Origin of the sequence: Micromonospora terminaliae, assembly GCF_009671205.1 — a bacterium.
GTDB lineage: Bacteria > Actinomycetota > Actinomycetes > Mycobacteriales > Micromonosporaceae > Micromonospora > Micromonospora terminaliae.
Genome location: NZ_CP045309.1, coordinates 766,304 through 792,558, shown reverse-complemented (window position 1 = coordinate 792,558; position 26,255 = coordinate 766,304). Strand labels below are relative to the sequence as shown.

Below are 26,255 nucleotides of genomic sequence, written 5' to 3'. Positions count from 1 at the left end.
GGTGGGGTGAGGGAGCGCCGCCGCCGCACCCTGCTCAGCGCGGCGCTGCACGCCGTCTCCCACTCGGTCGCCGTCGTCTACTGTCTCCTGACGCTCTCCGCGCCGAACCGGGAGCTGATGCTCACGGCGTACGGCAGCGGTCTGGCCGCCGGCGTCGTGGGGATGTGGGCGGCCAGCCGCGTGACCACCAAGGCGTCCGGCTACCGGGTGTCGTTCACCCTCCTCATGGTCACGCTGGTGATGGCGGCGCTCGGCGCGTACTGGGACGGCGGCGTGACGTCGCCGGCCGCGCTGGGCTTCGTGACCACGTCCGTGTTCGTCGCCGGCTACACCCCGCACCTGCGACTCATGGTGGGGCTGGAGGTGCTCACCGTCGGGTCGTACGTCGCCGTCGCCGTCGCCGGCCCGCCGGCCCCCGCCGGTCACGTGTTCGTCTACCTGGCCGGCATGCTGGTCCTGGCCTCGGTCTGCTCGACGCAGACCCGGGCCCTCGCCCGGCAGCGATCCCAGTTGCGCGCCCTGGCGTCGCTGGACCCGCTCACCGGCGCGCTGAACCGGCGTGGCCTGGCCGAGCTGGCGACGTTCCTGTTCCACGCCGGCTGCCGCCCCGGCCCGTCGCTGCTCTGCCTCGACCTGGACGACTTCAAGCTGGTGAACGACCGCCTCGGGCACGCCGCCGGCGACGACCTGCTGCGCCGGGTGGTGGCGGCCACCCGGAACGTGCTGCGGGCCGAGGACGCCCTCGCCCGGATCGGGGGCGACGAGTTCGTGGTGGTGCTGTCCGACGCCGACCGGGAATCGGCGCGGGCCGCGGCGGCCCGGATCGAGGCGGCCGTGCGCGGGCTGGCCGGCGTCAGCGTCGGCTCGGCCACCGCGCCCTACGACGGCGACAGCCTCGACCGGCTGCTGTACGTCGCCGACCAGCGGCTCTACCTCGTCAAGCAGCAACGCCGCCGAGCGGCGGGCCGGCTGCTCGCCGACGGCACCGGTCGCGCCTGAGCGGACGGTACCGGGCGGGGCCGGATACCGTTGCCGCGGCGCGGGTGGCCGCGCCGGACCGTCGAGGGGTGGGAGGCGCGGGGATGCGGCTGCACGTGGGCTGCGCCATGTGGACGCACCGGGCCTGGCAGGGGCGGTACCTGCCGCACCCGCTGCCGGCACACGAGCGGCTGCGCGCCTACGCGGAGTGGTGCACGGCGGTCGAGGGGAACACCACCTTCTACGCGACCCCGAGCCGGGAGACGGTCGCGTCCTGGGCCGGGCAGACCGATCCCGCGTTCCGCTTCGTACCCAAGTTCCCCAAGGTCGTCACGCACGAGCGCCGGCTCACCGACGCCGACGCGGAGCTGCGGGCCTTCCTCGACGCCGTCGAACCCCTCGGCCCGCGGGCGCACGCCCTCTGGGTGCAGCTGCCGGGCTCGTTCGGCCCCGGCGACGTGCCCACGCTGGCCCGCTTCCTGCGCGGCCTGCCCACCACCCACCGGTACGCCGTCGAGGTCCGCCACGCCGCGTTCTTCACCGACCCCGGCGCGGCGCGCGCCCTGGAGGAGACGCTCACCCGGGCCGGCGCCGAGTGGATCCCCTTCGACACCACGGCGTTCTTCCGCACCCCGCCGACCAGCGACGCGGAGCGGGACGCGTGGTTGAAGAAGCCGCGCACGCCGCTGCGGACAAGCGCCCTGACCGACCGGCCCATCGTCCGCTACCTCGGCCGGGACGACCCGGCGTGCACGGTCGAGGGCTGGCAACCGTGGCTCGACGTGGTGACCGGCTGGCTGCGCGAGGGCCGCTCGCCCACCGTGTTCGTGCACACCCCGGACAACGCCGACGCGCCCGACCTCGCCCGCCGCTTCCACGACCAGGTCCGGGCGCGCCTGCCCGAACTCGCGCCGCTGCCCCGACCGGTGCCGGCGGAGCCGTCGACGCTGTTCTGAGGCGACCGGTCAGGCCGGCCTCAGCGGCAGCAGCACGAAGAAGCGGGTGTCACCCGGCTCCGACCGCACCCGGATGTCGCCGTGGTGCTTGTTGACGACGATCCGGTAGGAGATGTCGAGCCCGAGCCCGGTGCCCTCGCCGACGGGCTTCGTGGTGAAGAACGGCTCGAAGATGCGGGGCCGGATCTCCGGCGGGATGCCGCCGCCGGTGTCGCCGACCTCCACGACGAGCCGGTCCTCCTTGCGGCCGGTCCGGATCGTCAGCGTGCCGCTGCCCGCCATCGCGCCGAGCGCGTTGTCGATCAGGTTGGTCCACACCTGGTTCAGCTCGGCCGCGTACGCGGGAACGGGCGGCACGCCGCGGTCGTACTCCTTCACCACCCGCACCCCGGCCGGGATCTTCGCCTGGAGCATGACCAGCGTGGCGTCGAGCAGGTCGTGCACGTCCACCGTCTGGTAGGGCGCCCGGTCGAGCTGGGAGTACTGCTTCGCGGCGCCGACCAGCCCGGAGACCCGGCCGACCGCGTCGTCGATCTCGCCCATCAGCAGCTCGGTGTCGATGGTGTACGTGATCCAGTGGATCGCCGACTCCAGGTCGTCGGCGCCGACCGCGGCGTCGACCTGGCCCAGCCAGCCGCTGTCGATGCCCCCGGCGACCAGGGTCGGGGCGAGCTCCCAGGCCCCCCGGACGCCGTGCTCGTCGAGCCAGTCGGCCAGCTCGTCCTCGGCGTCGCTGGCCGCCAGTGGGGTCAGCGCGGGCGCGGCGGCGGCCCGCTTCACCGCCTCCTCCTGCAGGGCGACGAGGTCGTGCAGGCGCCGGCCGTCGAGCCGGCCGTCGGCGATCATGGCGAGCTTGTGCCGCATCTTGGCGACCCGGCCGCGCAGCGCCGAGGTGGCCCGCACGGCGGCCGCCGCCGGGTTGTTGAGCTCGTGGGTGAGCCCGGCCGAGAGGGCGCCCAGGGCCAGCAGCCGCTCCCGCTCGCCGACGATGGTCTGCGTGTTGCGCATCCCCACGAACAGCCCCTCCAGCAGGTGGGTGGCCATCGGGAACCAGCTGCGCATCGCGTCGGCGATGATCTGGGCGGGGAGCGCGAAGACCGCGCAGTCGGTCACCGCGAAGAGGCTGTTCAGGTAGCGCTGCTCGGCCAGGTCGCCCACGTACGCCTGCATGGCGCCGCCGTAGACGCCGGGCTGGCTGGTGCGGCTGAGCTCCACGTCGTCGCCCTGCACCCGGCGGTGCAGGGTCACGGTGCCGTCGAGCAGCACGTAGAAGCAGCTCGCCGGCTCGCCCTCGACGTAGACGGCCTCGCCGGCACGCCGCCGCTCCACCCGGCCGTGCTCGGCCAGGTGCGCGAGCTGCTCCGGGCTCAGCGACTCGAAGAGGAAGAGACGCCGCAGGTCGTCCGGGGTGAGCCGGTCGCTGTCAGTGATCACTGTGCCTCCAGGTAGCGGTGCACGAGCGAGACCGCCATGGCGCCCTCGCCCACGGCCGAGGCGACCCGCTTCACCGACTCGGCCCGCACGTCGCCGGCCGCGAAGACGCCCGGCATGCTCGACTCCAGGTGGTACGGGTCGCGCGGCAGCGACCAGCCGGCCGGCCGCCGGCCACCCCGGGTGAGGTCCGGTCCGGTGAGGACGAAGCCCCGGCCGTCCCGGGCGACCGCGCCGTCGAGCCAGTCGGTGTGCGGCTCCGCGCCGATGAACACGAACAGCCAGGAGGTGTCGACCCGCCGCGTCTCGCCGGTGCGGGTGTCGCGCAGGGTCACCTCCTCCAGGTGCTCCTGGCCGGCGCCGCCGACCACCTCGGTGTGCGGGTGGACCTCGATGGTGTCGATCCGGGCGATCTGCTCGATCAGGTAGCTGGACATCGACCGGGTCAGGTCGTCGCCGCGGATCAGCAGGTGCACCCGGCGGGCGTACCGGGAGAAGTGCACGGCGGCCTGGCCCGCGGAGTTCGCCCCGCCCACGATGTAGACGTCCTCCCCCGAGCAGCTCGGCGCCTCGCTGGCCACCGAGCCGTAGAAGCAGCCCCGCCCGGTCAGCTCCGCCAGCCCCGGCGCGGGCAGCATCCGGTAGGAGACGCCGGTGGCGAGCACCACCGTGTGCGCGGCGACGCTGCTGCCGTCGGCGAACCGCAGCACCCGCGCCCCGCCCCCGTCCTCCAGGGACACCACCTCGCGGGCGCTCAGCAGCTCGGCGCCGAACCGCAGCGCCTGCCGGCGGGCCCGGTCGGTCAGCTGCAGGCCGGACACGCCGTCGGGGAAGCCGAGGTAGTTCTCGATCCGGCTGCTCTGCCCGGCCTGGCCACCGGTGGCCCGCCGCTCGATCAGCACCGTCCGCAGGCCTTCCGAGGCGCCATAGACGGCCGCGCCGAGCCCGGCCGGGCCGGCGCCCACCACCACCAGGTCGTAGAAGTCCGCCGCCGGCGTCGTGGCCAGCCCGACCTGCGCGGCCAGGTCGGCCGTCGTCGGCTGCACCAGCGACTTGCCGTCGGCCGTCACCACCAGGGGTACGTCGTTCGCCGTCACCCCCGCCGCCGCCAGCAGCTCGGCGCCCTCCGGCTGGTCGGCGAGCACCCAGCGGAACGGCACCAGGTTGCGGGCCAGGAAGTCCCGGGCCTTGAACGACGGGGCCGACCAGCGGTGCCCCACCACGCGCAGCTCGGCGGTGGCCGTGGCCGCACCGGCCGTCCACGCGGCCAGCAACTCGTCCAGCACCGGGTAGAGCTTCTCCTCCGGCGGGTGCCACGGCTTGAGCAGGTAGTGGTCGAGGTCGACCACGTTGATGGCGTTGATGGCGGCGTCGGTGTCGGCGTACGCGGTGAGCAGCACCCGGCGCGCGGCCGGGAAGAGGTCCATGGCGGCCTCGAGGAACTCGATGCCGTTCATCTGCGGCATCCGGTAGTCGGCGATCAGCACCGCCACCTGCTCGCCGCGCAGCTTCAGCTCGCGCAGCGCCTCCAGCGCCGCCTCGGCCGAGTCGGCCCGCACCACCCGGTAGCGGTCGCCGTAGCGGCGCCGGAGGTCGCGGGCGACCGCCCGGGAGACGGCCGGGTCGTCGTCGACGGTGAGGATCGCGGGGTTGGGCATGGCGTCTACTAAAGCACCCGCGCCGGCCGATCCCCACCACGCGCCGTCCCGGCCCGCTCACCCGGGCCGGCCGCGCTCCCGTGGCGGCACGGGATCGTCGCCCGCGACGCCCGGGGCGGAGGGCTGTGACCGGCCACCGGTGGTGGCCGCCGGCCCGGGCGGTTCTAGGCTGGGGCGGCAACGCCGGCTTTTTGACCAGGGAGGGAACGCCATGAGCCAGACCGAGCGGACCGACATCGACGAGTGGAACGTGGCCGAGGACGACGGGGTCCTGGACGCGTCCGACACCCTGGACGACGACCGGGCCGGCGATCCCCTCGACACCGGCATCGTGGCCGCCGACCACTGGACGGCGGCGAACCGGTTCGGCACCACCCCCGCCGAGGAGCGCGCCGGCGACTCCCTCGCGCACCTGCTCGCCCAGGAGGAACCGGACATCGACCCGTACGCCGAGGCGGACGACGACGAGGACGAGCTGACCCGCCGGGGCTACGAGCGGGAGGCGCGGACGGGACGCCTGGTCGCCGAGGACGCGGGCCTCGGCGAGGACGAGGAGGCGGACGCGGTCGCCTGGGACGCCGGCATCGACGGGGGCGGGGCCAGCGCCGAGGAGGCCGCCATGCACCTGGTCGACGACCCGAACGGCCCCGGGGACGGCCCGCTGCGCTGAGCGGCGGGCCTTACTGGCCGCCGCGCCGGCCGGTGGCTCGACCCAGCGTTGGCACATCGCTCGCGTTCCGGACACGTCAGGTCCATCTGGCGCCAATAGCGTGCACCCGCCAACAGTTCGGCGTCAGTCAAGGTGGGTTTGAGTCATGGCACAGGTCGACCGTCGGAAATTCCTGAAGATGATGAGCGCTCCGGTGGCGGCGGCCGCCCTGCCGGTGGACTTCAGCAAGGCCCTCGCCATCCCGGCGAACAACCGGACCGGTTCCATCGAGGACGTCGAGCACGTCATCATCCTCATGCAGGAGAACCGGTCCTTCGACCACTTCTTCGGCACCCTGCGCGGGGTCCGCGGCTTCGGGGACCCGCACCCGGTGACGCTGCCGTCGGGCCGGAGCGTCTGGCACCAGCCGAACGGCTCGGCCGACCTGCTCCCCTTCCGGCCCGAGGTGCCGGACCTCGGGCAGACCTTCCTGCCCGACCCGCCCCACGGGTGGGCCGACACCCACGGCGCCTGGAACGGCGGCCGCTTCGACCGGTGGGTGCCCAACAAGGGCGTGGTCACCATGACCCACCACACCCGTGGCGACCTGCCCTACCACTTCGCCCTCGCGGACGCCTTCACCGTCTGCGACAACTACCACTGCTCGGTGCTCGCCTCGACCGACCCCAACCGCTACCACATGTGGACCGGCTGGGTCGGCAACGACGGCAAGGGCGGCGGCCCGGTCATCGACAACGCCGAGGCGGGCTACGACTGGTCGACCTACCCGGAGCGGCTGGAGCGTGCCGGCGTGTCGTGGAAGGTCTACCAGGACGTGGGCACGGGGCTGACCGCCGAGGGCTACTGGGGCTGGACCGGTGACCCGTTCATCGGCAACTACGGGGACAACTCGCTGCTCTACTTCCACCAGTACCAGAACGCCCGGCCCGGCAGCCCCCTCGCCGACCGGGCGAAGACCGGCACCGAGATCTCGGCGCAGGACCGCTCCCCCGAGGCGCTGCTGGCCGACTTCCGCCGGGACGTGGCGAACGGGACGCTGCCGCAGGTGTCCTGGATCGTCGCGCCGGAGGCCTACAGCGAGCACCCGAACTGGGGCCCCGACTACGGCGCCTGGTACATGTCGCAGGTCGTCGACATCCTGGCCAGTCACCCCGAGGTGTGGAGCCGGATGGCGCTGTTCATCACGTACGACGAGGAGGGTGGCTTCTTCGACCACCTGGTGCCGCCGACGCCGCCGCAGAGCCGCGCCGAGGGCCTGTCCACGGTGGTCACCACCAACGAGATCTTCCCGGGCGACGCGCGGCGCGCCGCCGGCCCGTACGGGCTCGGCATCCGGGTACCGATGATCGTCGTCTCACCGTGGACCCGGGGCGGCTGGGTCAACTCGCAGGTGTTCGACCACACCTCGCTCATCCGCTTCCTGGAGGCCCGGTTCGCCAAGGGCAACCCGGACCTGGTCGAGTCCAACATCACGCCGTGGCGCCGCGCGGTGGTCGGCGACCTGACCAGCGCGTTCGACTTCCGGACCCCGAACGCCTCGCCGCGGGTGAAGCTGCCGGACACGGCCGACCTCAAGCCCGTCGACCTGACCCGCCAGCCCGACGAGGTGCCGGTGCCGCCGGCCGACCCGCGCCTGCCCCGGCAGGAACGCGGCGTGCGCCCCGCGCGGGCCATCCCGTACACCCTGCACGTGGACGGGCGGGCGGCCGGCACGTCGTTCCACCTCGACTTCGGCAACTCGGGGGGCGCCACCGGCGTCTTCGGAGTCCGCTCCGCCGACCCGGCCCAGCCGCCCCGCACCTACACGGTCGAGCCGGGCCGGCAGGTGAGCGACACCTGGGACGCCACCGCCGGGTACGACCTCGAGGTCCACGGCCCCAACGGCTTCTTCCGCCGTTTCAGCGGCGGCGCGGGCGCCGGTGTCGACGTCCGGGCGCGGTACGACGAGCGCGACCACCACGTCGGCCTCACCCTGACGAACCGGGGCACGAAGCGCGTCGAGGTGACCGTCGCCGACCGCTACGCGTCGAAGCGGACGAGGCTGGCGCTCAAGCCGGGCGAGACGGCGTTTCCCTCCTGGTCGCTGTCGCGGTCGCACGGCTGGTACGACCTGACCGTCACCGTCTCGGCCGACGCCGCCTTCGCGGTCCGGTACGCCGGTCACGTCGAGAACGGCAAGCCCAGCATCAGCGACCCGGCCATGGGTGGCCTGGTCTGATCCGGCCCCGGGTGGGCCGTCCCGCCGCCGATCGGAGGCGGGACGGCCACCCCGGGCACCCGTGCGGCGTCGCGTATCCGACGCCGGTGTTCCCCCGCGCGGCCAGCACGTCGTTCACTGTCGCCACGCCGGACCAGGGGAAGGGGTCTCGACATGACGATCAGCCACCGCACGGTCGGTCACGGGCCGCACCGGGTGCTGGCCCTGCACGGGTGGTTCGGCTCGTCGCGGGGCTGGGGCTGGCTGCCGGAGCTCCTCGACGTCGAGCGCTTCACCTGGGCGTTCCCCGACTACCGGGGCTACGGCGAGCGCACCGGGGTGGCCGGCGAGCACACCCTCGCCGAGATCTCCCGCGACGCCCTCGGCCTGGTCGACTCCCTCGGCTGGGACACCTTCTCGGTGGTCGGGCACTCCATGGGCGGCAGCGCGGCCCAGCGGGTCCTCGCCGACGCCCCCGGGCGGGTGACCCACCTCATCGGCGTCAGCCCGGTCCCGGCCGGTGGCGTGCCGTTCGACCTGCAGGCCTGGACGCTGTTCGACGGCGCGGCCGCCGAGCCGGCCAACCGCCGCGCGATCATCGACCTCACCACCGGCAACCGGCTGTCCGGCCGCTGGCTGGACGAGATGGTCCGGTTCTCCCTGGACCAGTCCACCCCGGAGGCGTTCGGCGCGTACCTCACGGCGTGGGCGCGCACCGACTTCACCGACGAGGTGAAGGGCAACCCGGTGCCGGCGCTCGCCGTGGTCGGTGAGCACGACCCCGCGCTGGGCGCGGACACGATGCGCGAGACCTGGCTGCGCCACTACCCCAACGCCCGGCTCGAGGTCCTCGCCAACGCGGGGCACTACGCCATGTACGAGACCCCGGTGCGGCTGGTCACGGTGATCGAGGAGTTCCTCGGGCGGTGACCCCGGACCGGTGTTCACCGCGCCACCGGCCGCCGCCCCCGGCTCGACACGAACTGGTACGACATCACGGCGAACCCCGGGTCTCGCAGCAGCCGGCGGAAGGCCTCCAGCTGACCCGGCGACAACCCGGCGTCGAGCAGCTCGGGCTCCAGCTGCCGGGAGTTCGTCCCGTACAGCGACGCGCCCAGCGAGCCGCCGGGCCAGCTCCGCGCGTGGGTGATCGTGTCCACCTCGGCCAGCCCCGCCGCCACCAGTTCGCCGTGCACGTCCTGCGCCCAGGCCAGGTCGGCGCCGTGGCTCTGGAGGATGTCGAGCATCGCGTCGGTCACCTGCGCGAAGAGCTTCGCCGCGTCGTCGCTCGGCGCGGTCAGCACGCGCAGCGGCGCGGTGCAGTCGAACTCCTCGACGACCAGCCACCCGCCGGGGGCCAGCGTGCCGGCCAGCGAGGCCAGCACGCGCCGCCGCTCCGGCAGGTGCAGCAGCACGAGCCGGGCGTGGATGAGGTCGAAGGCATCGCCGGGCGGCGGATCGGTGCGCACGTCGTGCCGGCGCACGTCGAGATTGCCCGCGGCCGTGAGGTGCGCGGTGTCGAGGTCGGTGGCCAGCACCCGGCCACCCGGGCCCACCGCCCGGGCCAGGCGCCGGGCGATCGAGCCGCCGCCGGCGCCGACCTCCCAGCACCGACTGCCCGGGGCGAGCACCGGCGGGGCGATCCGGCGCGCGGTGATCGGGTCCAGGAAGGACTCCAGCGCCCGCAGCTGGGGCACCGCGTCGGGAGAGCCGTTGTCGAAGGCGTAGTCGGTGTCGTGGACGTGGGTCGGCATCGTTCCTCATCCCTGTCGCAGCGGGGTCAGTGCCCGGCGTCGGACCAGAGCCCGGGCACCGGTCGGGGAGCCGGCGGCTCCGGGACCGCGGCGACGCTGAGCATCGCCGCCAGGACGTCCGGGTCGGCCCGGACCTCGTGCACCGGCCGGTCGTAGACGACCCGGCCGTACTCCAGCACCGCGATCCGGTCCGCCAGCTCGACGGCGTGCCGCAGCTGCTGTTCGACGAGCAGCACGGTCAGCCCGGTGCGGGCCAGCGTGCCGACGAGTTCGCGCACCCGGGCGGCCAGGCCGGGGGTGAGCCCCTCGCACGGTTCGTCCAGCAGGAGCAGCCGCGGCTGGCCGAGCAGGGCCCGGGCGATGGCCAGCATCTGCTGTTCGCCGCCGGACAACTGGTCACCGCGGTGGCGCAGCCGGGAGCCGAGCCGGGGCAGCAGGTCGAGGATCCGGGCCACCGTCCAGCCCTCGCCGCCGGGCGTCGCGGCCCGCCAGGGCGCCGCGGCCAGGGCCAGGTGCTCGGCCACGGTCAGCCGCGAGAAGACGCGCCGGCCCTGCGGGACCAGGCCGACCCCGGACCGGGCGATCCGGTGGGGCGGCCGGCCGGCGACCTGCACGCCGCCGATCTCGACCCGGCCCGCGGACGGGCGCAGCAGACCGGCCACGCTGTGCACGAGGGTGCTCTTGCCCGCGCCGTTGCGCCCCACCACCGCCTGGACGGTGCCGGTGCGCACCTCCAGGCTCACCTCGTGCAGCACGATGCCGCCCGCGTAGCCGGCGCAGAGCCGGTCGATTCGCAGCATCAGGCCACCCCCTCGGCGTACGCCTCCCGGACCGGACCGGAGGCACGGATCTCGGCGGGCGTCCCGGTGGCCAGCGTCCGGCCGTCGCGCAGCACGGTCACCGTGTCGCTGAGCGCGTAGACCAGGTCCAGCCGGTGCTCGACCAGCAGCACCGCGACCGCGCGGGGCAGGGTGCGCAGGAACTCCACGAGCCACCCCACCTCGACGGCGGACAGCCCGGCGGCCGGCTCGTCGAGCAGCAGCAGCCGGGGCCGGCCGGCCAGGCCCATGGCGATCTCGACCTGCCGGCGCTGCCCGTGCGCCAGGTGCCCGGCGGGAACCGCGGCGAGCCCGGTCAGGCCGACCCGCGCCAGCAGCGCGTCCGCCGTCCGCCCGGCCGCCCGCCGCCGCGCCGACGGGTGCCACCGGCCCGGCCGCACCGCCCGTGGCAGCGCGGCGACCATCATGTTCTCGCGAACGGTCAGGGTCGACCAGACGGCGGGGCGCTGGTGGATCCGGCCGATGCCCCGGCGGGCGCGGGCGGCCGGGCCGAGCCGCGTGATGTCCTGCCCGGCCAGCAGCACCCGGCCGCCGCCGGCCCGGGTGGATCCCGCGAGCACGTCCAGCAGGGTCGTCTTGCCGGCGCCGTTGGGCCCGATGAGCGCGTGCCGCTGACCCGCGGCGATCCGCAGGTCGACGCCGTCCAGCGCGGCCAGCGACCCGTACCGGACGGTGATCCCGTGGGCGGACAGCAGCGGGGTCATGCGCGTACTCCCGTCGGCGCCGGGCGGTCCGGGGCGGGCCGGCGGGCCGGGACGGCCGGGACCAGCCGGCCGCGTACCGCCGGCCGGCGCCCGCCGTCGGGGAGCAGGTATGCGGCGGCCACGAAGGCCAGCCCGAGCACCAGCGGCGCCTGCCCGGGTAGGACGCCGAACAGCCAGTCCCGGGCGGCCACGACGAGCGCGGCGCCGGCCAGCGCCCCGCCCACCGAGGCCGTGCCGCCGATCACCACGCCGAGCAGGAGCAGGGCGGAGGTGTCGAAGCCGAAGTCGGCCGGCGAGACGAACTGCTGGGCGACCACCAGCAGGGAACCCGCGGCGCCCGCGACCGCCCCGGCCGCGACGTGCACGCCGGCGACGTGCACCGGCGCCCGGTGGCCGCTGGCCCGCAGCCGCGCCTCGTCGTCCCGGCCGGCCCGCAACAGCAGCCCGGCCCGGGTTCGCAGGACCAGCAGCACCACGCTGACCAGGACCGCGACGACCACGAGGGTGTAGAGGTAACGCGCCCGGTCGGTGCCGAGCAGCGGCATGCCCCACAGTGGACGGGACGCGGCGACGCCGGCCAGCCCGTCGGTGCCGCCGGTCACCGACCGCCAGCGCCCGACGACGGTCACCGCGAGCTCGCCGACCGCCAGGGTGATCATCAGGAGCGCCACGCCGCGCGCGGAGACCACCAGCGGCACGGTCACGGCAGCCAGCGCCGCTCCGGCCGCCGCCGCCACACCCAGGTGCACGAGGCCGACGTCGGACAGGTGGCTGCCCACGACCGCGCTGGCGTAGGCGCCCGCCGCGTACGGCGCGGTCTGCCCGAGGGTGGGCAGCCCGGCGACGCCCGTGAGCAGCGCGACGCTCACCGCCACGAGGCCGAGCGCCAGGGTGCGGGCGAGCAGTGCCACGGTGTAGTCGTCGACCGTCCACGGCGCCAGCACCAGGGCGGCCACCACCACCGCGGCGACACCGCGGCGCAGCGCACGGACGGCTCCCTGCCTCACGTCGCGCTCCGGACCGTGGCCAGGCCGCGTGCCCGCACCGCGAGCACCAGGGCCATGGCGGCGAAGAGCAGGAACGGCGCGGCCGACGGGGCGAGCGCGACGCCCAGGGTCTGGATCTGCCCGACGGCCAGTGCGGCGAGCAGCGTGCCGGTCATCGAGCCGAGGCCGCCGAGGACGACGACCACCAGGGACAGCAGCAGCACGGCGTCGGCCGTGTCCGGCCCGGGGCCGATGATCGGCGCGCCGAGCACGCCCGCGGCGCCGGCCAGCGCCCCGGCGGCCGCCAGCACGCCGACCCGGATCCGGGCCGGGCTCACCCCGAGGACGGCGACCATCTCGGCGTCGTCGACGGCCGCGCGGACCAGCATCCCGGCCCGGGTTCGCCGCACCACGACGTGGAGCAGGCCGGCGAGCAGCGCGGCCACCACGATGAAAACCAGCCGGTACGCCGCGTAGCGGTGGCCGGCCACCGCCACCGACCCGTCCAGCGCGGCGGGGACCCGCACCGGCGGGTCGTCCGGCCCGAACGCGCCCACGAGGAGGCTCCCGCCGGCCAGCGCCACCCCGAAGGTCAGCAGCGCCTGGGTGAGGTGGCCGCGCGCGGCGACCCGGGTGAGCAGTCCGGCGACCAGCGCGCCGGAAGCGGTGGCGGCGACCACCCCGACGGCCAGCGCGAGGGCCAGGCTCGGCCAGCCGCCGTCCAGCAGCGCGGCCGCCGTGTAGCCGCCGATCGCGTACAGGGTGCCGTGCGCCAGGTTCAGGATGCCGGCCACGCCGAAGCAGAGCACCAGGCCCGCGGCGGCGACGAAGACCAGCAGCCCGTAGGCGACCCCGTCCAGGGCGGGGACGACGTACGGGTCGAACCGGATGCCGGCGGCCACCGCGGTCACCCGCCGACGGTGGCGAGATCGCCCACCACGGTGTTGGACAGCGCCCGGCCGTCCTGGCGCACCTGGCGCAGGTACCACTTCTGCACGGGCGCGTGGGTGGTCGGCGAGAACTGCCAGGTGCCGCGCGGGCTCGCGATCTGGCCGAGCTGGCCGATGGCCGCGTTGACCCGTTCCGCGGTCGCGTCGTCCCCGGCCGCCGCGATGGCCCGGTCGAGCACGGCCGCCGCGTCGTAGGAGGCCATGGCGTAGGTCGTCGGGGAGCCGTCGTGCTCGGCCTTCCAGGCGGCCACGAACGCGCGGTTCTCCGCGTTGTCGAGGTCGGGCGAGTAGTTGAGCACGGAGTAGATGTCCCGGGCGGCCTCGCCTTGCGCGTTGAGCACGCCGCCCTCGGTGAGGAACCCGGCGGCGTAGAGCGGCAGGTCCTTCACCTCCGACTGGGCGTACTGCTTCACGAAGTCGACGGCGGCGCTGCCGGCATAGAACGTGTAGACGGCGTCCGCCCCGGAGGCCTTGATCCGCGCGAAGTACGGGGTGAAGTTGGTGGTCGCCGGGAACGGGGTGAAGGTGCTCTTGCCGTCGGGGTTCGCCAGCTTGCCGCCGGCCTTGGCGAAGGCCTCGGTGAAGCCGCGCAGCTCGTCCCAGCCGCCCTGGTAGTCGGGGCCGATGGCGTAGACGCTGCCCTTGACGTCGTCGCGCACGTGCTGGGCGATCGCCTCCCCCGGCTCGTCGGACAGGTAGGAGGTGTGCCAGACCCGGGACACGTCCTTCAGCTCGGGTCGGCCGTTGGAGCCGACGAACGGCACCTTCGTCTCGGCGAGCAGCGGGGCGACCGCGGCCACCGAGCCGCCGCCGACGACGCCGGTCAGCGCGACCACGCGGTCCTGCTTGAGCAGCTTCGTGGCGGCGGGCACCGCGGTCGCCGCGCCGTTGCCCTCGTCGGCGACCACGAGTTCCACCTCCCGGCCGCCGAGTTTGCCGTCGTGGGTGGACAGGTAGAGCTGGAAGCCGTCACGGATGTCCTTGCCGACCGCCTGGTACGTGCCGGACAGCGACGCCAGCAGGCCGATCTTGACGGGTGCGCCGGGGCCGGCGCCGCCCTCGCCGTCGGCGCACGCGGGTGCGGCGAGCAGGACGAGGGCGAGCAGCGCCACCGTGCGGGCGCGACGGCGCCGGGACCTGGTGAGGGACATGTGTGCTCCTGAATGAGGGGGTGGGGTTTCCGGCGTGGGGGCGCCGGTGGTCAGCGGCTGCGGCTCAGGGCCGCCCGGGCCGCGGGGGTCAGGGCGTCGCCGATGCGGTTCGCCAGCTCGGTCATCTCGTAGGAGACCTTGCCGACGTCGCACAGCGGCTCGGCGAGCACGAGCAGGGAGGCGCCGTCGTTGAAGGCCATGGAGAACATGAAGCCGCCCTCGAGCTGGGTGACGTTGGAGAGGACCGCGCCGGCGTCGAAGAAGGCCGCCGCGCCGCGGAGCAGGCTCACCAGCCCGCTGCCGGTGGCCGCCAGCTGGTCGGCCCGGTCGGGCGGGAGCCCCCGGGTGGCGGCCACCATGAGGCCGTCGCTGGAGATGGCGAGGGCATGGCTGACCTCGGTCGCACGCTCGGCGAAGGCGTCCAGCAGCCAGCCGAGATCCTGGTGGTCGGTCACGTGCACTCCCTGTCGGATCAGTTGTTGATCAGATTGGGCCGGCGGGCGGCGACCCCCCGGGCGTACGCGGCCATCGCGGTGGCCACCCGCGCCGGGTCGCGGTGCTCGGAGCGCTGCCGCGGCACCGTGACGCCGCCCGGCACCAGGTGCTGCTGCGGCTGCCGCTTCGGCAGGCCGGAGGTGGTGGTGCCGGCGACCTCGGGCGAGTCGACCCGGGCCGCCGTGAGCCAGGCGTCGTCGGCGGGGCCGGCCCACGGTGTGCCGTTCGCGCCGCCCGGACGGTCGGCCTGGAACCAGTGGTTGACCTGGTGGTAGATGACGAGTTCCTCGGCGGGCACAGCGCCCCGGTCCGGTGCGCGGGCGGGCTGGAAGACGGGCGCGACGGGCAGCGCCGGGTCGGCGGGTGGACGGCCGGCCCACGGCTCCGGCGCCGTCCGGTAGGGCGGCGCGACGGCGGTCCGCGCCGCCCGCCGGGACGGCCGGCCGGGCGTGAGCAGGAACTCCTCCGGAGGCAGCGGCCGGATGATCGTCCCCGGAAGGGCCACCTCGGCGATGGTGCCGCGGCGCGGGCCGGGCCGGAGCTGCACGGCCACGTCGAGCCGCTTGGCGAGCTGCCCCACCACGACCAGACCCATGGCCCGCACGGAGGCCACGTCGATGGCGGGCGGGCGGACGAGCAGGTCGTTGAGCTGCTGGCGGCGTTGCGGGGACAGGCCGACACCCTCGTCGCTGATCTGGACGATCACCCGGTCGCCCAGGCTACGGCCGGTCACCCAGGTCTCGGTGCCCGGCGGCGAGTAGCCGGTGGCGTTCTCCATGAGCTCGGCCAACAGGTGCACGACCTCGTCGACGGACTCGGCGCCCACGGCGACGTCGCCGTCGATCAGCCCGAGACGAATCCGGGCGTAGTGCTCGATCTGGCTCTGCGCGGCCTGGAGCACCTGTTGCAGCGGCACGTCGTGGTGGCGTACGCGCCCGACGCCGACGCCGCCGAGCACCAGCAGGCTGGCGTTGATCCGCCCCATCCGGGTGGCCAGGTTGTCGAGCGTGTAGAGCTGGTGCAGCCGGTCCGGGTCGGTCTCGTCCTTCTCGACCCGGTCGACCTGGGCCAGCACCGCGTCGACGAGGCGCTGCTCCCGCCGGCTCAGGTGGATGAAGATCTGGGCGGTGTTGGCCCGCATCACCGCCTGCTCGGCGGCCGTCCGCACCGCCGCCCGGTGCACCGCGGTGAAGGCCTGGCCCACCTCGCCGATCTCGTCATCGCTGAACGGCTCCAGCGCGTCGCCGGCCTGCCGCCGGGCCAGCTCGTCGGGGTCCACGGACGTGCTCTCCGGCTGTTCGAGCCGGGCCACCACCTGCGGCAGCCGCTCGAACGCGACCGCGTTGGCCGCGTCGCGCAGCCGGCGCAGCCGCCGGGTGATCTGCCGGGCCACCGCCCAGGCGACCAGGGTGGTGAGCACCAGGGCCACCACCACGGCCGCCGCCTCCACCACGCCGCGCTGCCGCTGGTCGGCGTGGGCGGTGCGGACGTCGTCGAGCACCACGGCGTCGACCCGTTGGCGCAGCTCGGCCAGGCGCACGGACCACTGCCGGGTGGCGGCGACCCAGGTGTCGAGGTCGAGCTCCAGCGGACTGCCCGCGACGCTGCGGGACACCTGGTCCTGCATCCGTTGCAGCAGCAGCGCGCTCTCGCCGCTGGCGGCCTGCTCCCACCAGCCCCGCCAGGCGGGCCGGGCGAGGGCCAGGAAGGCGAGGCCCTGCTCGGTGAAACCGGTCCGGGCGGCGGTGATGTCCTGTTGCATGGCGGGGGTCAGCTGGCCGGCCGCAATCGCGCGCAGGACGGCGACCTGCTGCTGGCCGATCGCCTCGGCCACCTTGGACAGCGCCGCGGAGGCCCGGATGCCGTCCGCGATCCGGGCGTTGACCACGCCGACGGTGATGCTCTCGCGCAGGCTGAGCAGGTCGGCGATGACGATCCGGTAGCTGAAGGTCATGGCCGACACCGAGGCGCGCTCGGCCGTACGCACCTGGGCGCGCAGCGGCGGCAGGCCGGCCAGCCCCCCGTCGATGCGCGGCAGGACGGCCTGGTCGGTGGCGGAGCCGGGCAGCTTCGCGCGCTGCCGGCGGTAGTGGACGACGGCGGCGTCGGTGGCCGTGGTGGCGTCGGCGAAGGCGTCCTGCTGCTCCGGCGCGCCCCGGGTGAGCAGGTCGGCGGCGACGATGCGCTCGTTCTGCAGCCGGTGGGCCAGGTCGCCCGCCTCGGCGCCGAGCTGGGCCAGGAGGCCGAGGTCGCTGGCGCGGGTGGTCTGGCGGGCGCTCTCGGTCAGGGCCAGGCCGGCGAAGCCCAGCACGGCCACCAGCGGGGCCGCGACGATGAGGCGCATCCGGGCGGCAATCTTCCAGCCGCGGCGGCGGGTCGGGTAGGGTCGGGCCGCGTGGGACCTCGTGCTCGACGCCAAGGCTGACTCCCCGCACTCATCAACAACGGTCGATCTGCATTTGCGGATTGCACGTTTCATTGCGCCGGAAGCCGTGCGCTGAGGCCAGACCTGACGGTGGTACAAACAGCCCGTACCAGCATCTGTACCCAGAAATGGCAGCGCCGGCGGCGCGGGCGACCCGGCCCCTTCCGGGCGTCAGCGCCGCGCGGGCGGCGCGGGCGGCGGGCCGTCGGCCTCCGGCTGGCCGAGCACCTGCCCGATCAGCTCCCGCAGCTCGTCGATGGCCGCCACCACCGCCTCCGGGTCGCGCGCGTCCCGTCGCGGGGCCGGCGGACCCTCCAGCCGCGCCACCTCGCCGAACCGGGGCCCGCGCCGGCCGTCCGCGGCCAACTGCTCCGCCGCGACCTGGGGCCACAACGCCGCCAGTCGCCCACCGGTGCCGAGCACCTCGTCACACCGGACGGCGAACTCCTGGCTGCCGAACCGGCGGCCGGACTCGACGGCGGCGACCGTCTCCCGGCTGAACCGCACCCGCTCCGCCAGCGCCCGCTGGGTCAGCCCCTGTCGCATCCGCCACCGGCGGAGCTCTGCGCGGAAGCGATGACTGGCGGCGGAGTGAGCGGCGCTCGACGGGGGCGTGCGATCCATGTGCTCACCTTCGCGACGCCGGGCCGGCGTCGGCATGAGATCGGGGCGGGGTGATGACTGGGCGTTCGCAGTGGACAATTCTTAACCCATCGACCGACGGGTGTGAAGACATGACTCCGCTCCGTAACCGCGCGTGCAGGTCGGCGCCGGGCACGGCCCCGCGGGTCAGGCCGCCGCCCGCCGGACGGCCGGCGCTGCCGTGTCGACCACGACCGGCAGGCCCCGGTGCGCGCGGAATGCCACGTTCGGCTGGTACGACCGGCGATGCCCGGGGGCCAGCCGCAGCCCGGGCACGGCCGCGGCGAGCCGGGTGAGGGCCGTCCCGGCCTCCAGCCGCGCCAGGGCGGCCCCGATGCAGAAGTGCGGCCCGTGCCCGAAGGAGAGGTGGTCGTTCGCGTCGGCCCGCCGCGGGTCGAACCGGTCGGGGTGGGCGAACACCGCCGGGTCCCGGTTCGCCGCGCCGATGAGCAGCAGGCAGCGCGCCCCGGCCGGGATGGTGACGCCGTCCAGCGTTACCGGGCGGCTGGTCACCCGCAGCCAACCGTCGATGGCGGGCGCGAAGCGCAGGGTCTCGGTGAGGAACGCGGGCACGCGGTGCGACTCGGCGGCGATCGCCCGCCACCGGCCGGGGTCGGTGAGCGCCTGGTCCAGTGCGTGGGCGAGCAGGCCGGCGGTGGTCTCGTGCCCGGCCACGAGCAGGTTGAACACGATGCTCGACACCTCGGCGACCGTGAGCACGTCGTCGTCGCCGTTCCGGTACGCGATCAACTGGTCCACGTAGCCGTCGCCGTGACCGCCGCCGTCGAGCCGGTCGCGCACGAGCGCCTGGCAGTAGCGCCAGAACTCCAGCAGGCCCTGGGCGAGGCGGACCTGTTCGGCCGGCTCGGGCCGCCCCCACACCAGGGCGATCTGCCCGTCGGCCCAGGCCCGGACGCGGGCGATGTCCCGCTCGGGCACGCCGAGCAGGTCGAGCAGCACCAGGAGGGGCAGTTCGGTGGTGAACTCCGCGACGAGGTCGACCTGCTGGCCGGCGCGCGCGAGGAGGCGGGCGACGAGTTCGTCGACCCGCCGCCGGACGAGCGCGCCGTACCGCTGCTCGACCCGGTCGGCGGTGTTGGCGAAGGTGGCCCGCAGCGCCCGGCGAGTGCGCGGATGCACCGGCGGGTCGGCCGCGGCCGTGGTGGGCGGGGCGTCGATCTGCATGATGACGGCCAGCGCCTCCGGGCAGACTTCGTAGACCGGCGCGAGGGTGAGGGCGTTGCGGAAGCTCCCGGTGTCGCCGAGCGCCCGGCGCACGTCGGCGTGCCGGGTGATCAGCCAGAGCCCCAGGGCCTCGTCGTGGTGCACCCCGCCCGGGGATTCGAGGAGCCCGCGCCACACCTGTGCCGGATCGGCGAGGTACGCGCCGGCGAACGGATTCCACCGCATGACCGCCTCCTGAATGGCGACCCGGCGACCCGTCGGTGCCGGCACCTTTCACCGTGCGCCATTCCGCGAATCAAGTCAAGATTTGTCGACATCAATGCAATTCCCTTGGGAATTGCATTAGCGGAGCCCTGCTAATGCCTCGGCCGTCTGCAAATTGCGAGCTGCCCGTTGCGCTCCGAACACGGCCACGAGCAGCCTGAACGACCTTATCCCGAACTGACGACAAACGGGTCCGGCCATTATTCGCCGCGCGGTGAATGGGCGGCGGGCAGGAGCCGGCGCAACAGTTCGACCAGGGTCGCCGCGTGGGTGCCGTCCGGATCCAGGTCGGGCCGGAAGTCGGCGATGCTCATGCCGAGCAGCCGGGGCGCGGCGACGAGCGGCGCCAGCAGGTCGGCCACCTGCCCGGCCGTCGGCCCGCCGGGTTCCGGATAGCTGACGGCCGGCATGGCCCCCGGGTCGAGCACGTCGCAGTCGACATGCAGCCAGACACCCCCGTCGACACCGGCGAGCAGGGCCGCGGCGCGCTCGCCGCAGCGGCGTGGCGCGTCGACGACAGCGGGAGCATCGATGCGCCGGATGCTGTCGGGCAACCGGGCCACCTCCGCCGCGGCCTCCGGGTCGAGGTCGCGGGTACGGTGGCCGACCAGCACCACGTCGGCGGGCGCGACGAGCGGCGCGGTCGACCCGGCCGGCGCCGTGAGCCGCTCGGGCCCGGAGCCGGTGAGGAGGGCCAGGTCCATGTCGGCCGTCTCCCCCGTCGGCGACGAGGGACCGTCGAGGTAGTCCGGGTGCCCGTCGACGAACCAGAGCCCCACGCGGTCCCGGCTCCGCCGCAGCCAGGGCAGGACACCGAGCAGCAGGCTGCAGTCGCCGCCGAGCACGAGCGGCCGGCGGCCGGGCCGGCGCCGGGCGGCGGCGTCGAGCCAGTCGGCCAGGACCCGCGCGGCCCGGGCGGTCTGTTCCAGCCCGCGTACGCCCGTGGCGTCGTCGCGCCGGTCGTCGTCGACGACGATCGGGGCGTCCCCCGCGTCGTCGGGCACGAGATCCGACAGCCCCGCCGCCCGTAGGGCGCCCGGCGCGAGCCGCTCACCCCGGCCGAGCCCCGAGCAGTCCCACGGCGCCCCCGCCAGATACCAGCCCCGCGCTGTCACGCCCCCATGGTGGCATCCGTGGCCGTGGGCGGCGGCGCTATCCGGTGGCCACGCGCACCGGGCGCGCAGGCGGCGTGTGAGGATGCCGGCATGCGTGCGGTGATCTTCGACGAGTTCGGTGCCCGGCCCGAGGTCCGCGAGGTCCCCGACCCCGTGGCGCCGCCCGACGGTGTGGTGGTCCGGGTCGAGGCGACCGGGTTGTGCCGCAGCGACTGGCACGGCTGGCAGGGGCACGACCCCGACATCCGCCCGCCGCACGTCCCCGGGCACGAGTTCGCCGGCGTCGTCGCGGCCGTCGGCGCGGGCGTCCGCGGCTGGCGGCCCGGTGACCGGGTCACCGCACCCTTCGTCTGCGCCTGCGGGCAGTGTCCCGCGTGCCTGGCGGGCGACCAGCAGGTCTGCGAGCGGCAGACGCAGCCCGGCTTCACCCACTGGGGCTCGTTCGCCGAGTACGTGGTCGTGCGGCACGCGGACGTCAACCTGGTCCGGCTCCCCGACGACCTGGACCACCCGACCGCCGCGGCGCTCGGCTGCCGCTTCGCCACGGCGTTCCGGGCCGTGGTCCAGCAGGGCCGGGTGGCGGCCGGCGAGTGGGTGGCGGTGCACGGCTGCGGCGGGGTGGGCCTGTCGGCCGTGATGATCGCGGCGGCCTGCGGTGCGCGGGTGGTGGCCGTCGACATCGCTCCCGGCGCGCTGGCCCTCGCCCGGCGGTTCGGGGCGACGGTCTGCCTCGACGGCGGCGCGCTCGGCGGGCCGGGTGCGGTGGCCGCGGCGGTCCGGGAGGCGACCGGCGGCGGCGCCCACCTCTCCCTGGACGCGCTGGGCAGTCACGCCACCTGCGTGGCGTCCGTCGAGAGCCTGCGCCGGCGCGGCCGGCACGTGCAGGTCGGCCTCCTCCCCGTCGCCCAGGGCCGCCCGGCGCTGCCCATGGAGCTGGTGATCGCGTACGAGCTGGAGCTGCGGGGCAGCCACGGCATGGCGGCGCACGCCTACCCGGAGCTGCTCCGGCTGGTCACGGCCGGGGTGCTGCGCCCCGGCGAGCTGATCACCCGGACCATCGGCCTCGACGCGGTGCCCGAGGCGCTGACCACGATGGACGGGCCGGCGGCCGGCGGGATGTGCATCGTCGTACCCCGCTGAACGCGCCGCGGACCGGCCCGCCCCGCGAGGGGGCCGGACCGGTCCGCGGCCGGGCTCAGCTGACGGTCACCGAGACGGTCCTCGGCGGCTGCTGCACCTGCCCGTAGTTGTCGACGCCCCGGATCGAGACCGTGTAGGTGCCCGCCGGAATCACCGGCGAGGTGTACGCGAAGTTCGACCCCGGGGAACCCGGGCTGGTGAGGAAGGACGCGATCCACGGGAAGTTGCCCGGGGTGCCCGGCGTGCTGAAGGTGCCGGAGGCGTTCATCCCCTGCCCCGCGCTGTTGGAGATCTGGATGTCCACCCGCAGCATTCCGACGTCGTCGACGGCCCGTCCGCTCACCACGATCCGGCCGCCGGTGTACGCCTGGCCCTCCACCGGGGTGACGCTCGGCTCCAGCCGCGGGTCGAGGTCACCCGGGTAGACCAGGTACCGCGCCGTGGCGCCGGAGGTCGACCCGTCCTGCTGGCCCGCCGTGTCGACGGCCCAGGCCTCGACGCTGTACTCACCCTTGGTCGGCAGGTCGATCGACAGGGTGAACGCGGTGCTCGTCGCGCCCGGAGCCGCCAGGGTGGCGTTCACCGTGGCGAAGGCGGCGGCCATGGTGCCGTTGGGCTGGACGTACCGGCCGGTGTCCAGGTCGCGCAGCGCCACCCGGACGCTCTGCACGCCCTTGTCGTCGGTCGCCGTGCCGGCGAGGTTGAGGTGCAACTGGTCGACGTTCTGGTCGACACCGGTGAAGCTGAGCCGGCCGTCCGGGAACGCGTCGCCGGGCACCTGGGCGGTGACGGTGAGCCGGCCCATGCTCGTGCCGGACGTGGTCAGGCCCAGGCTGTCGGTGGCCCGTACCCGGAAGTCGTAGACGCCCGGCGTGAGCGGCACCGTGGTGTACGACCAGGCGTACGACGCGGCGTTGAGGTTGGTCGGGGAGACCCGGTAGTAGGCCGCCACCGAGTCGGCGCCCCACGTGCCGTCGGCGGCCAGCGCCTCCCGCGTGGTGTTGTTGCGCAGGTAGATCTCGACCGACTTCAGGGCGTCGTCGTCCTGGGCGGTGCCGGCGAAGGTGACGGTGGCCCCCGGCCCGACGGTGACCGGTGCGGCGGCGGTCGGCGGGGTCATCGGCACGGGCGCCGTGATGGCCACGGTCGGCGGAACACCGGTCGACGAGACCGTCCAGTCCCGGGTGTCGCCGCGCAGGTCGCTCTGGCCGGCGGTGTCGACCGCGGTGGCGGTCATCCGCCACTGGCCCTCGATCGGTAGGGCCACCTCGAACTGCCAGGTGGTCGACAGCGCGCCGATCACGTCCGGCTCGCCGCGGAAGGTGTTGTAGACCGGGGCCACCGTCCCGTCGTCCTGGAGGTACCGGTTGTCCGCGGTGCGGAACGAGTAGATCAGCGAGCCGACGCCCTTGTCGTCGGTGGCGGTGCCGGTGGCGAGGAAGCTCTTCGTGGCGAGCAGACCGCCGGGCGGCGAGTCGATCCGCGTCGACGGCGGCAGGTCGTCGAAGCGGAACGTCTCGATCTTCTTGACCGCCTTCGTGGGATCGCTGGTGCTGTTGCGGCCGAACGTCTTCGCCTGGATCTGGTAGAGGCCGGAGGGCAGCGACACCGGCAGCGTCCACGTGGTCGAGGTGGCGTTCACCGCCGCGACCGTGGCGTTGATGGTGTTGGCGGCGCCCCAGGTCTTCAGGTCGTCCTGGAGGTACTGCTTGGTGTTCCGGTTCTGGATCTCGATCTGGACCCGGGTGACGCCGGCCGGGGCGAGCGCCTGGCCGCTGAGCGTGAACGACTCGTTGGCCGGCTTCACCGCGCCCTCGATGGGGGTGACGATGGTGGTGTCGACGGCCGACGGCGCCGGCACCGTGTTCAGGTCGAAGAAGCCGACCCGGCCGACGGTCTTGCCGCCCTTGGTGTTGCCGTCGCCGCCGACGAGGAGACCGCGCGGGGTGGCCAGCATGGCCTTCTCGCCCTCGTACGAGCTGGAGCCGGGGTTCCACTCCAGCGCCGTGCCGGTCGCCGGGTCGAGCGCGCCGAGGTGGTCGCGGCGGACCACCTGGTCGCCGAGGCCGTAGCCGCTCAGGCCCTGGCCGGTGCCGTAGCCGACGTTGTCCAGGCCGGGCCAGGGGACGTTGGACGTCGGCGACTCCTGCCAGCTGAAGTGGCCGCCGACGTACACGGCGGTGGCGGTGATGGCGACCGAGTAGACGCTGTCGAAGTGCCGCGACACCCAGAGGGGCTGGACGTTGTCGGCGCCGGTGAGCGGGTACGCGATGGCCGTGTCGTTGATCGGCGGGCGGTCGCCGCCCGAGCCGCTCGTGACGACGAAGTAGGAGTCGTCCGGCGCGATGTCGCCCGCGAACACCCGCTGGATGCCGCCGACGAAGGAGAGGTTGTCCTCCCAGAGCCGGGTACGCCACGGCAGCAGCGCCTTGGTGGCCGTGTTGATCAGCGCGACGCCGTAGCGGTCCTGGCCGGCGATCTGCCGGCCGGTGTGGACGACGAGCAGCTTGCTCCGGTCGTGGGTCAGCTTGAGCTGCTGCACGGTGAGCATGCCGCCGACGCCGATGCCGCCGGTGAGCGGCAGGTTGAAACCGGTGTCCACGGCGCCCGTGGTGGGGTTGAGCGCGACCAGGCCGGGGCGGCTCACCCCGTTGACCGTCGTGAACTGGCCGCCCACGTAGACCGCCGTGCTGCTCACGGCCAGCGCGGTCCCGCGGGCGTTCGCGGTCGCCGTGAACGCCGCGATCGGCGCCCCGGTGGTCGGGTTGAGCTTCACGATCTTCCGCTTCGTGACGCCGCCGACCGTGTTGAAGGAGCCGGTGACGTAGAGCGCCGACCCGTCCGGCGACGCCTCGACGGCTTCGACGGACCCGTCGAACGTCGGCTTGAAGCCGGTGTCGACCTTCCCGGTGTCCAGGTTGTACGAGGCCAGCGACTTCTGCGCGATGGTCGTCCCGCCGACGTTGGCGATCGAGGTGAAGGTGCCGGCGATGAAGACCCGGTTGCCGATCACCTCCAGGTCCGTGATCTCGCCGTTGGTGATCCGCGGCGTGTCGGTACGCGGCACCGACGGCACCAGCCGGGTGTCCCCCGGCACCACCTGGGCCGCGGTGGCGACCGTACGTGCCGCGCCCAGTGCGGCCCCGCCGCTCAGCGCCGCCGCGCCGGTTTGCACGGTGGTGCCGGCGCCCGTGGCGGTGAGCTTCGTCGCCACGGTGCCCGCGACCGCCGGTACGCCCGTCACCACGACGGCCCCGGCGACCAGACCCGCGACGGTGCGACTCCAGACCTGCATCCAGTCAACTCCCTGTGAACGCCCGAGACGGCACCACCGGGTCGGCCCCCGGCAACGTCCACCCGCCCGCGTGCCGGACGTCACCGTAGAAGGCACGGTCCTCTCGCGGTACCGCGCCGCACCCGGATTCGACCGCACGGCCTCAATTCCGGCCACACCGGTGGGCGACCCCACCTTCCGATGCAGACCGGCTCGCCCGATCGGATGGCGGGGCCCTGCTCACCGGAGCCCTCGCCGCCCGATCGGGCGGATCAACCGGCGGGATAGACGTGGTCGCGCCAGGAGTGCCGCGGCTCGTAGCCCAGCACCCGGCGGGCCTTGTCGATGCTCAGCAGGGTCTCGTGTTCGCCGAGTTCCCCGCGGATCTCGACGTCCGGATAGACGTCGGCCATCAGGTCGGCACTGGACCTGCTCATCACGGTGTCGGCGTTGGCGATGATGAAGACGTCGGCGCCGGGCCGGTCGTGGGCGAGCGCCCGCTCGACCGCCTGGGCGCCGTCGCGGGCGTCGATGTAGCCCCAGAGGTTCCAGCGGCGCAACCGCGGATCGGCCTGGAAGGCGGGGAATCCCGCGTAGTCCTCGACGTCCATCACGTTGGAAAAGCGCAGGCCCACCATGACCAGCTCCGGGTCCCAGCGGCAGAAGTGCCGCGCCATCTCCTCCTCGAGGGCCTTGTTCAGCGAGTAGGTCGACTCCGGGCGCGGCGGGTACTCCTCGTCCACCGGCGCGTACGGGGGCGGGGTGTCGAACGGCAGGCCCAGCACGGTCTCGCTCGACGCCCACACGACCCGCTTGATCCCGGCGGCCCGGGCGGCGGCGAAGACGTTGTACGTGGCGGCGGAGTTGTTCGCGAAGGTCACCGCGTTGGGCAGCAGCCCGGGCGCCGGGACCGCCGCCAGGTGCACCACCGCCCCCACGCCGCCGGCGTGCTCGTCGGCGCCGCCGGTGAACGCCTCCAGCACCTGTCCGTAGTCGGTGAGGTCGACCTGGAGGAACTCGCCCGCGACGGCCCGCGGGTCGCGCCCGCCGTCGCGGTCGACCGCGAGCACGTCGACGCCCACCGTGCGCAGGTGCGCGACCACGGCGCGGCCGAGCTTTCCGGCCGCGCCGGTGACCACGACCCGCCGGGAAACTTCTGCTTCGAGAGCACTCATGGTCACATCCTCCCCCGCGCCGAGGTCCGGCATCCCATGACCCGACGACGGCACCCCGGGCCCGGCCCGCCCTGCCGCAATTCATCACCGAACTGCCGGAAGTGCTCATTGCGAGCCGTCCCCGGAAATGCCTGCCTCATGTCGACATAGGAGTGGCACGGCCGGATAGAGAGGTCACGGCCAGGTGCATCAGACCAAAATGCGCCGACAGGACATTCGGGGGCCCGGAGTCAGATTGTCAACAGTGGCCCCCGCGAGCCGCCACC

The 26,255-nt window shown here is 74.5% G+C and carries 21 protein-coding genes; 6 read left to right on the top strand and 15 right to left on the bottom strand.

Annotation, left to right across the window (positions count from 1 at the left end):
* The first annotated feature begins 6 nt into the window (after positions 1-6).
* Both GCE86_RS03580 and GCE86_RS03575 read left to right on the top strand, forming a co-directional pair.
* Positions 7-999, top strand: coding sequence for a GGDEF domain-containing protein (locus tag GCE86_RS03580; protein ID WP_154225583.1), 993 nt, complete (start codon positions 7-9; stop codon positions 997-999).
* A gap of 107 nt (positions 1,000-1,106) precedes the next feature.
* On the top strand, positions 1,107-1,934 hold the full coding sequence (locus GCE86_RS03575; RefSeq protein WP_204343272.1) for a DUF72 domain-containing protein: 828 nt from the start codon (positions 1,107-1,109) through the stop codon (positions 1,932-1,934).
* Positions 1,935-1,943: 9 nt separating this feature from the next.
* On the opposite strand, the gene GCE86_RS03570 is transcribed toward GCE86_RS03575, so the two are convergent.
* Positions 1,944-3,368 carry an ATP-binding protein gene (locus tag GCE86_RS03570; protein WP_208818067.1) on the bottom strand — a complete coding sequence of 475 codons (1,425 nt, stop codon included), beginning with the start codon at positions 3,366-3,368 and terminating at the stop codon, positions 1,944-1,946.
* The gene (locus GCE86_RS03565) at positions 3,365-5,023 is read right to left on the bottom strand and encodes an NAD(P)/FAD-dependent oxidoreductase (RefSeq protein WP_154225581.1); all 1,659 of its coding nucleotides are present in this window, start codon (positions 5,021-5,023) and stop codon (positions 3,365-3,367) included. Before GCE86_RS03565 ends, GCE86_RS03570 begins: the two co-directional genes overlap by 4 nt.
* A 211-nt stretch (positions 5,024-5,234) precedes the next feature.
* Here GCE86_RS03565 and GCE86_RS03560 point away from each other — a divergent pair, with 211 nt between their 5' ends.
* The 3 genes from GCE86_RS03560 (at position 5,235) to GCE86_RS03550 (ending at position 8,820) form a co-directional block, all read left to right on the top strand.
* Positions 5,235-5,693, top strand: coding sequence for a DUF5709 domain-containing protein (locus GCE86_RS03560; protein ID WP_154225580.1), 459 nt, complete (start codon positions 5,235-5,237; stop codon positions 5,691-5,693).
* A gap of 145 nt (positions 5,694-5,838) precedes the next feature.
* Positions 5,839-7,911, top strand: coding sequence for a phosphocholine-specific phospholipase C (locus tag GCE86_RS03555; RefSeq protein ID WP_154225579.1), 2,073 nt, complete (start codon positions 5,839-5,841; stop codon positions 7,909-7,911).
* Between the two features lie 153 nt (positions 7,912-8,064).
* Positions 8,065-8,820, top strand: a complete 756-nt coding sequence (locus tag GCE86_RS03550) for an alpha/beta fold hydrolase (RefSeq protein ID WP_154225578.1) — start codon at positions 8,065-8,067, stop codon at positions 8,818-8,820.
* A 14-nt stretch (positions 8,821-8,834) separates the two neighbouring features.
* Here GCE86_RS03550 and GCE86_RS03545 read toward each other — a convergent pair whose 3' ends face one another.
* The 11 genes from GCE86_RS03545 to GCE86_RS03495 form a co-directional block, all read right to left on the bottom strand.
* The gene (locus tag GCE86_RS03545) at positions 8,835-9,644 is read right to left on the bottom strand and encodes a class I SAM-dependent methyltransferase (RefSeq protein WP_154225577.1); all 810 of its coding nucleotides are present in this window, start codon (positions 9,642-9,644) and stop codon (positions 8,835-8,837) included.
* Between the two features lie 26 nt (positions 9,645-9,670).
* Entirely contained in the window at positions 9,671-10,444 is a 774-nt protein-coding gene (locus GCE86_RS03540) for an ABC transporter ATP-binding protein (protein ID WP_154225576.1), read from the bottom strand.
* Positions 10,444-11,187, bottom strand: a complete 744-nt coding sequence (locus GCE86_RS03535) for an ABC transporter ATP-binding protein (protein WP_154225575.1) — start codon at positions 11,185-11,187, stop codon at positions 10,444-10,446. The genes GCE86_RS03540 and GCE86_RS03535 overlap by 1 nt, the downstream gene beginning before the upstream one ends.
* Positions 11,184-12,194 carry a branched-chain amino acid ABC transporter permease gene (locus tag GCE86_RS03530; protein WP_154225574.1) on the bottom strand — a complete coding sequence of 337 codons (1,011 nt, stop codon included), beginning with the start codon at positions 12,192-12,194 and terminating at the stop codon, positions 11,184-11,186. The genes GCE86_RS03535 and GCE86_RS03530 overlap by 4 nt, the downstream gene beginning before the upstream one ends.
* The gene (locus GCE86_RS03525; protein ID WP_154225573.1) at positions 12,191-13,084 is read right to left on the bottom strand and encodes a branched-chain amino acid ABC transporter permease; all 894 of its coding nucleotides are present in this window, start codon (positions 13,082-13,084) and stop codon (positions 12,191-12,193) included. The genes GCE86_RS03530 and GCE86_RS03525 overlap by 4 nt, the downstream gene beginning before the upstream one ends.
* A complete protein-coding gene (locus GCE86_RS03520) occupies positions 13,081-14,274 on the bottom strand; it encodes an ABC transporter substrate-binding protein (protein WP_154225572.1) in 1,194 nt (397 codons plus the stop codon). The genes GCE86_RS03525 and GCE86_RS03520 overlap by 4 nt, the downstream gene beginning before the upstream one ends.
* A 50-nt stretch (positions 14,275-14,324) precedes the next feature.
* On the bottom strand, positions 14,325-14,729 hold the full coding sequence (locus GCE86_RS03515; RefSeq protein WP_154225571.1) for a roadblock/LC7 domain-containing protein: 405 nt from the start codon (positions 14,727-14,729) through the stop codon (positions 14,325-14,327).
* 17 nt (positions 14,730-14,746) lie between these two features.
* A complete protein-coding gene (locus tag GCE86_RS03510) occupies positions 14,747-17,113 on the bottom strand; it encodes a sensor histidine kinase (RefSeq protein WP_163636961.1) in 2,367 nt (788 codons plus the stop codon).
* 252 nt (positions 17,114-17,365) lie between these two features.
* Positions 17,366-17,818: a helix-turn-helix domain-containing protein gene (locus GCE86_RS31775; protein ID WP_204343257.1), complete on the bottom strand. Its 453-nt coding sequence runs from the start codon at positions 17,816-17,818 to the stop codon at positions 17,366-17,368.
* Between the two features lie 165 nt (positions 17,819-17,983).
* Positions 17,984-19,246 (bottom strand): cytochrome P450, encoded by a 1,263-nt coding sequence (locus GCE86_RS03500; protein WP_154225569.1) that lies wholly within the window; start codon positions 19,244-19,246, stop codon positions 17,984-17,986.
* A gap of 239 nt (positions 19,247-19,485) precedes the next feature.
* Positions 19,486-20,400, bottom strand: a complete 915-nt coding sequence (locus GCE86_RS03495; RefSeq protein WP_154225568.1) for an arginase family protein — start codon at positions 20,398-20,400, stop codon at positions 19,486-19,488.
* 90 nt (positions 20,401-20,490) lie between these two features.
* Between GCE86_RS03495 and GCE86_RS03490 the strand changes: the two genes are divergently transcribed.
* Positions 20,491-21,540 carry a zinc-dependent alcohol dehydrogenase family protein gene (locus GCE86_RS03490; RefSeq protein ID WP_154225567.1) on the top strand — a complete coding sequence of 350 codons (1,050 nt, stop codon included), beginning with the start codon at positions 20,491-20,493 and terminating at the stop codon, positions 21,538-21,540.
* Positions 21,541-21,595: 55 nt separating this feature from the next.
* Here GCE86_RS03490 and GCE86_RS03485 read toward each other — a convergent pair whose 3' ends face one another.
* Positions 21,596-24,835 (bottom strand): delta-60 repeat domain-containing protein, encoded by a 3,240-nt coding sequence (locus tag GCE86_RS03485; protein WP_154225566.1) that lies wholly within the window; start codon positions 24,833-24,835, stop codon positions 21,596-21,598.
* Positions 24,836-25,086: 251 nt separating this feature from the next.
* A complete protein-coding gene (locus GCE86_RS03480) occupies positions 25,087-25,989 on the bottom strand; it encodes an NAD-dependent epimerase/dehydratase family protein (protein WP_154225565.1) in 903 nt (300 codons plus the stop codon).
* Positions 25,990-26,255 lie beyond the last annotated feature (266 nt).

Coding starts and splice junctions, on each gene's coding strand:
- GCE86_RS03575 (WP_204343272.1), top strand. CDS start 1,107: ATGTGGACGCACCGGGCCTGGCAGGGGCGGTACCTGCCGCACCCGCTG.
- GCE86_RS03565 (WP_154225581.1), bottom strand. CDS start 5,023: ATGCCCAACCCCGCGATCCTCACCGTCGACGACGACCCGGCCGTCTCC.
- GCE86_RS03560 (WP_154225580.1), top strand. CDS start 5,235: ATGAGCCAGACCGAGCGGACCGACATCGACGAGTGGAACGTGGCCGAG.
- GCE86_RS03555 (WP_154225579.1), top strand. CDS start 5,839: ATGGCACAGGTCGACCGTCGGAAATTCCTGAAGATGATGAGCGCTCCG.
- GCE86_RS03550 (WP_154225578.1), top strand. CDS start 8,065: ATGACGATCAGCCACCGCACGGTCGGTCACGGGCCGCACCGGGTGCTG.
- GCE86_RS03545 (WP_154225577.1), bottom strand. CDS start 9,644: ATGCCGACCCACGTCCACGACACCGACTACGCCTTCGACAACGGCTCT.
- GCE86_RS03540 (WP_154225576.1), bottom strand. CDS start 10,444: ATGCTGCGAATCGACCGGCTCTGCGCCGGCTACGCGGGCGGCATCGTG.
- GCE86_RS03535 (WP_154225575.1), bottom strand. CDS start 11,187: ATGACCCCGCTGCTGTCCGCCCACGGGATCACCGTCCGGTACGGGTCG.
- GCE86_RS03520 (WP_154225572.1), bottom strand. CDS start 14,274: ATGTCCCTCACCAGGTCCCGGCGCCGTCGCGCCCGCACGGTGGCGCTG.
- GCE86_RS03510 (WP_163636961.1), bottom strand. CDS start 17,113: ATGCGCCTCATCGTCGCGGCCCCGCTGGTGGCCGTGCTGGGCTTCGCC.
- GCE86_RS31775 (WP_204343257.1), bottom strand. CDS start 17,818: ATGGATCGCACGCCCCCGTCGAGCGCCGCTCACTCCGCCGCCAGTCAT.
- GCE86_RS03500 (WP_154225569.1), bottom strand. CDS start 19,246: ATGCGGTGGAATCCGTTCGCCGGCGCGTACCTCGCCGATCCGGCACAG.
- GCE86_RS03490 (WP_154225567.1), top strand. CDS start 20,491: ATGCGTGCGGTGATCTTCGACGAGTTCGGTGCCCGGCCCGAGGTCCGC.
- GCE86_RS03485 (WP_154225566.1), bottom strand. CDS start 24,835: ATGCAGGTCTGGAGTCGCACCGTCGCGGGTCTGGTCGCCGGGGCCGTC.
- GCE86_RS03480 (WP_154225565.1), bottom strand. CDS start 25,989: ATGAGTGCTCTCGAAGCAGAAGTTTCCCGGCGGGTCGTGGTCACCGGC.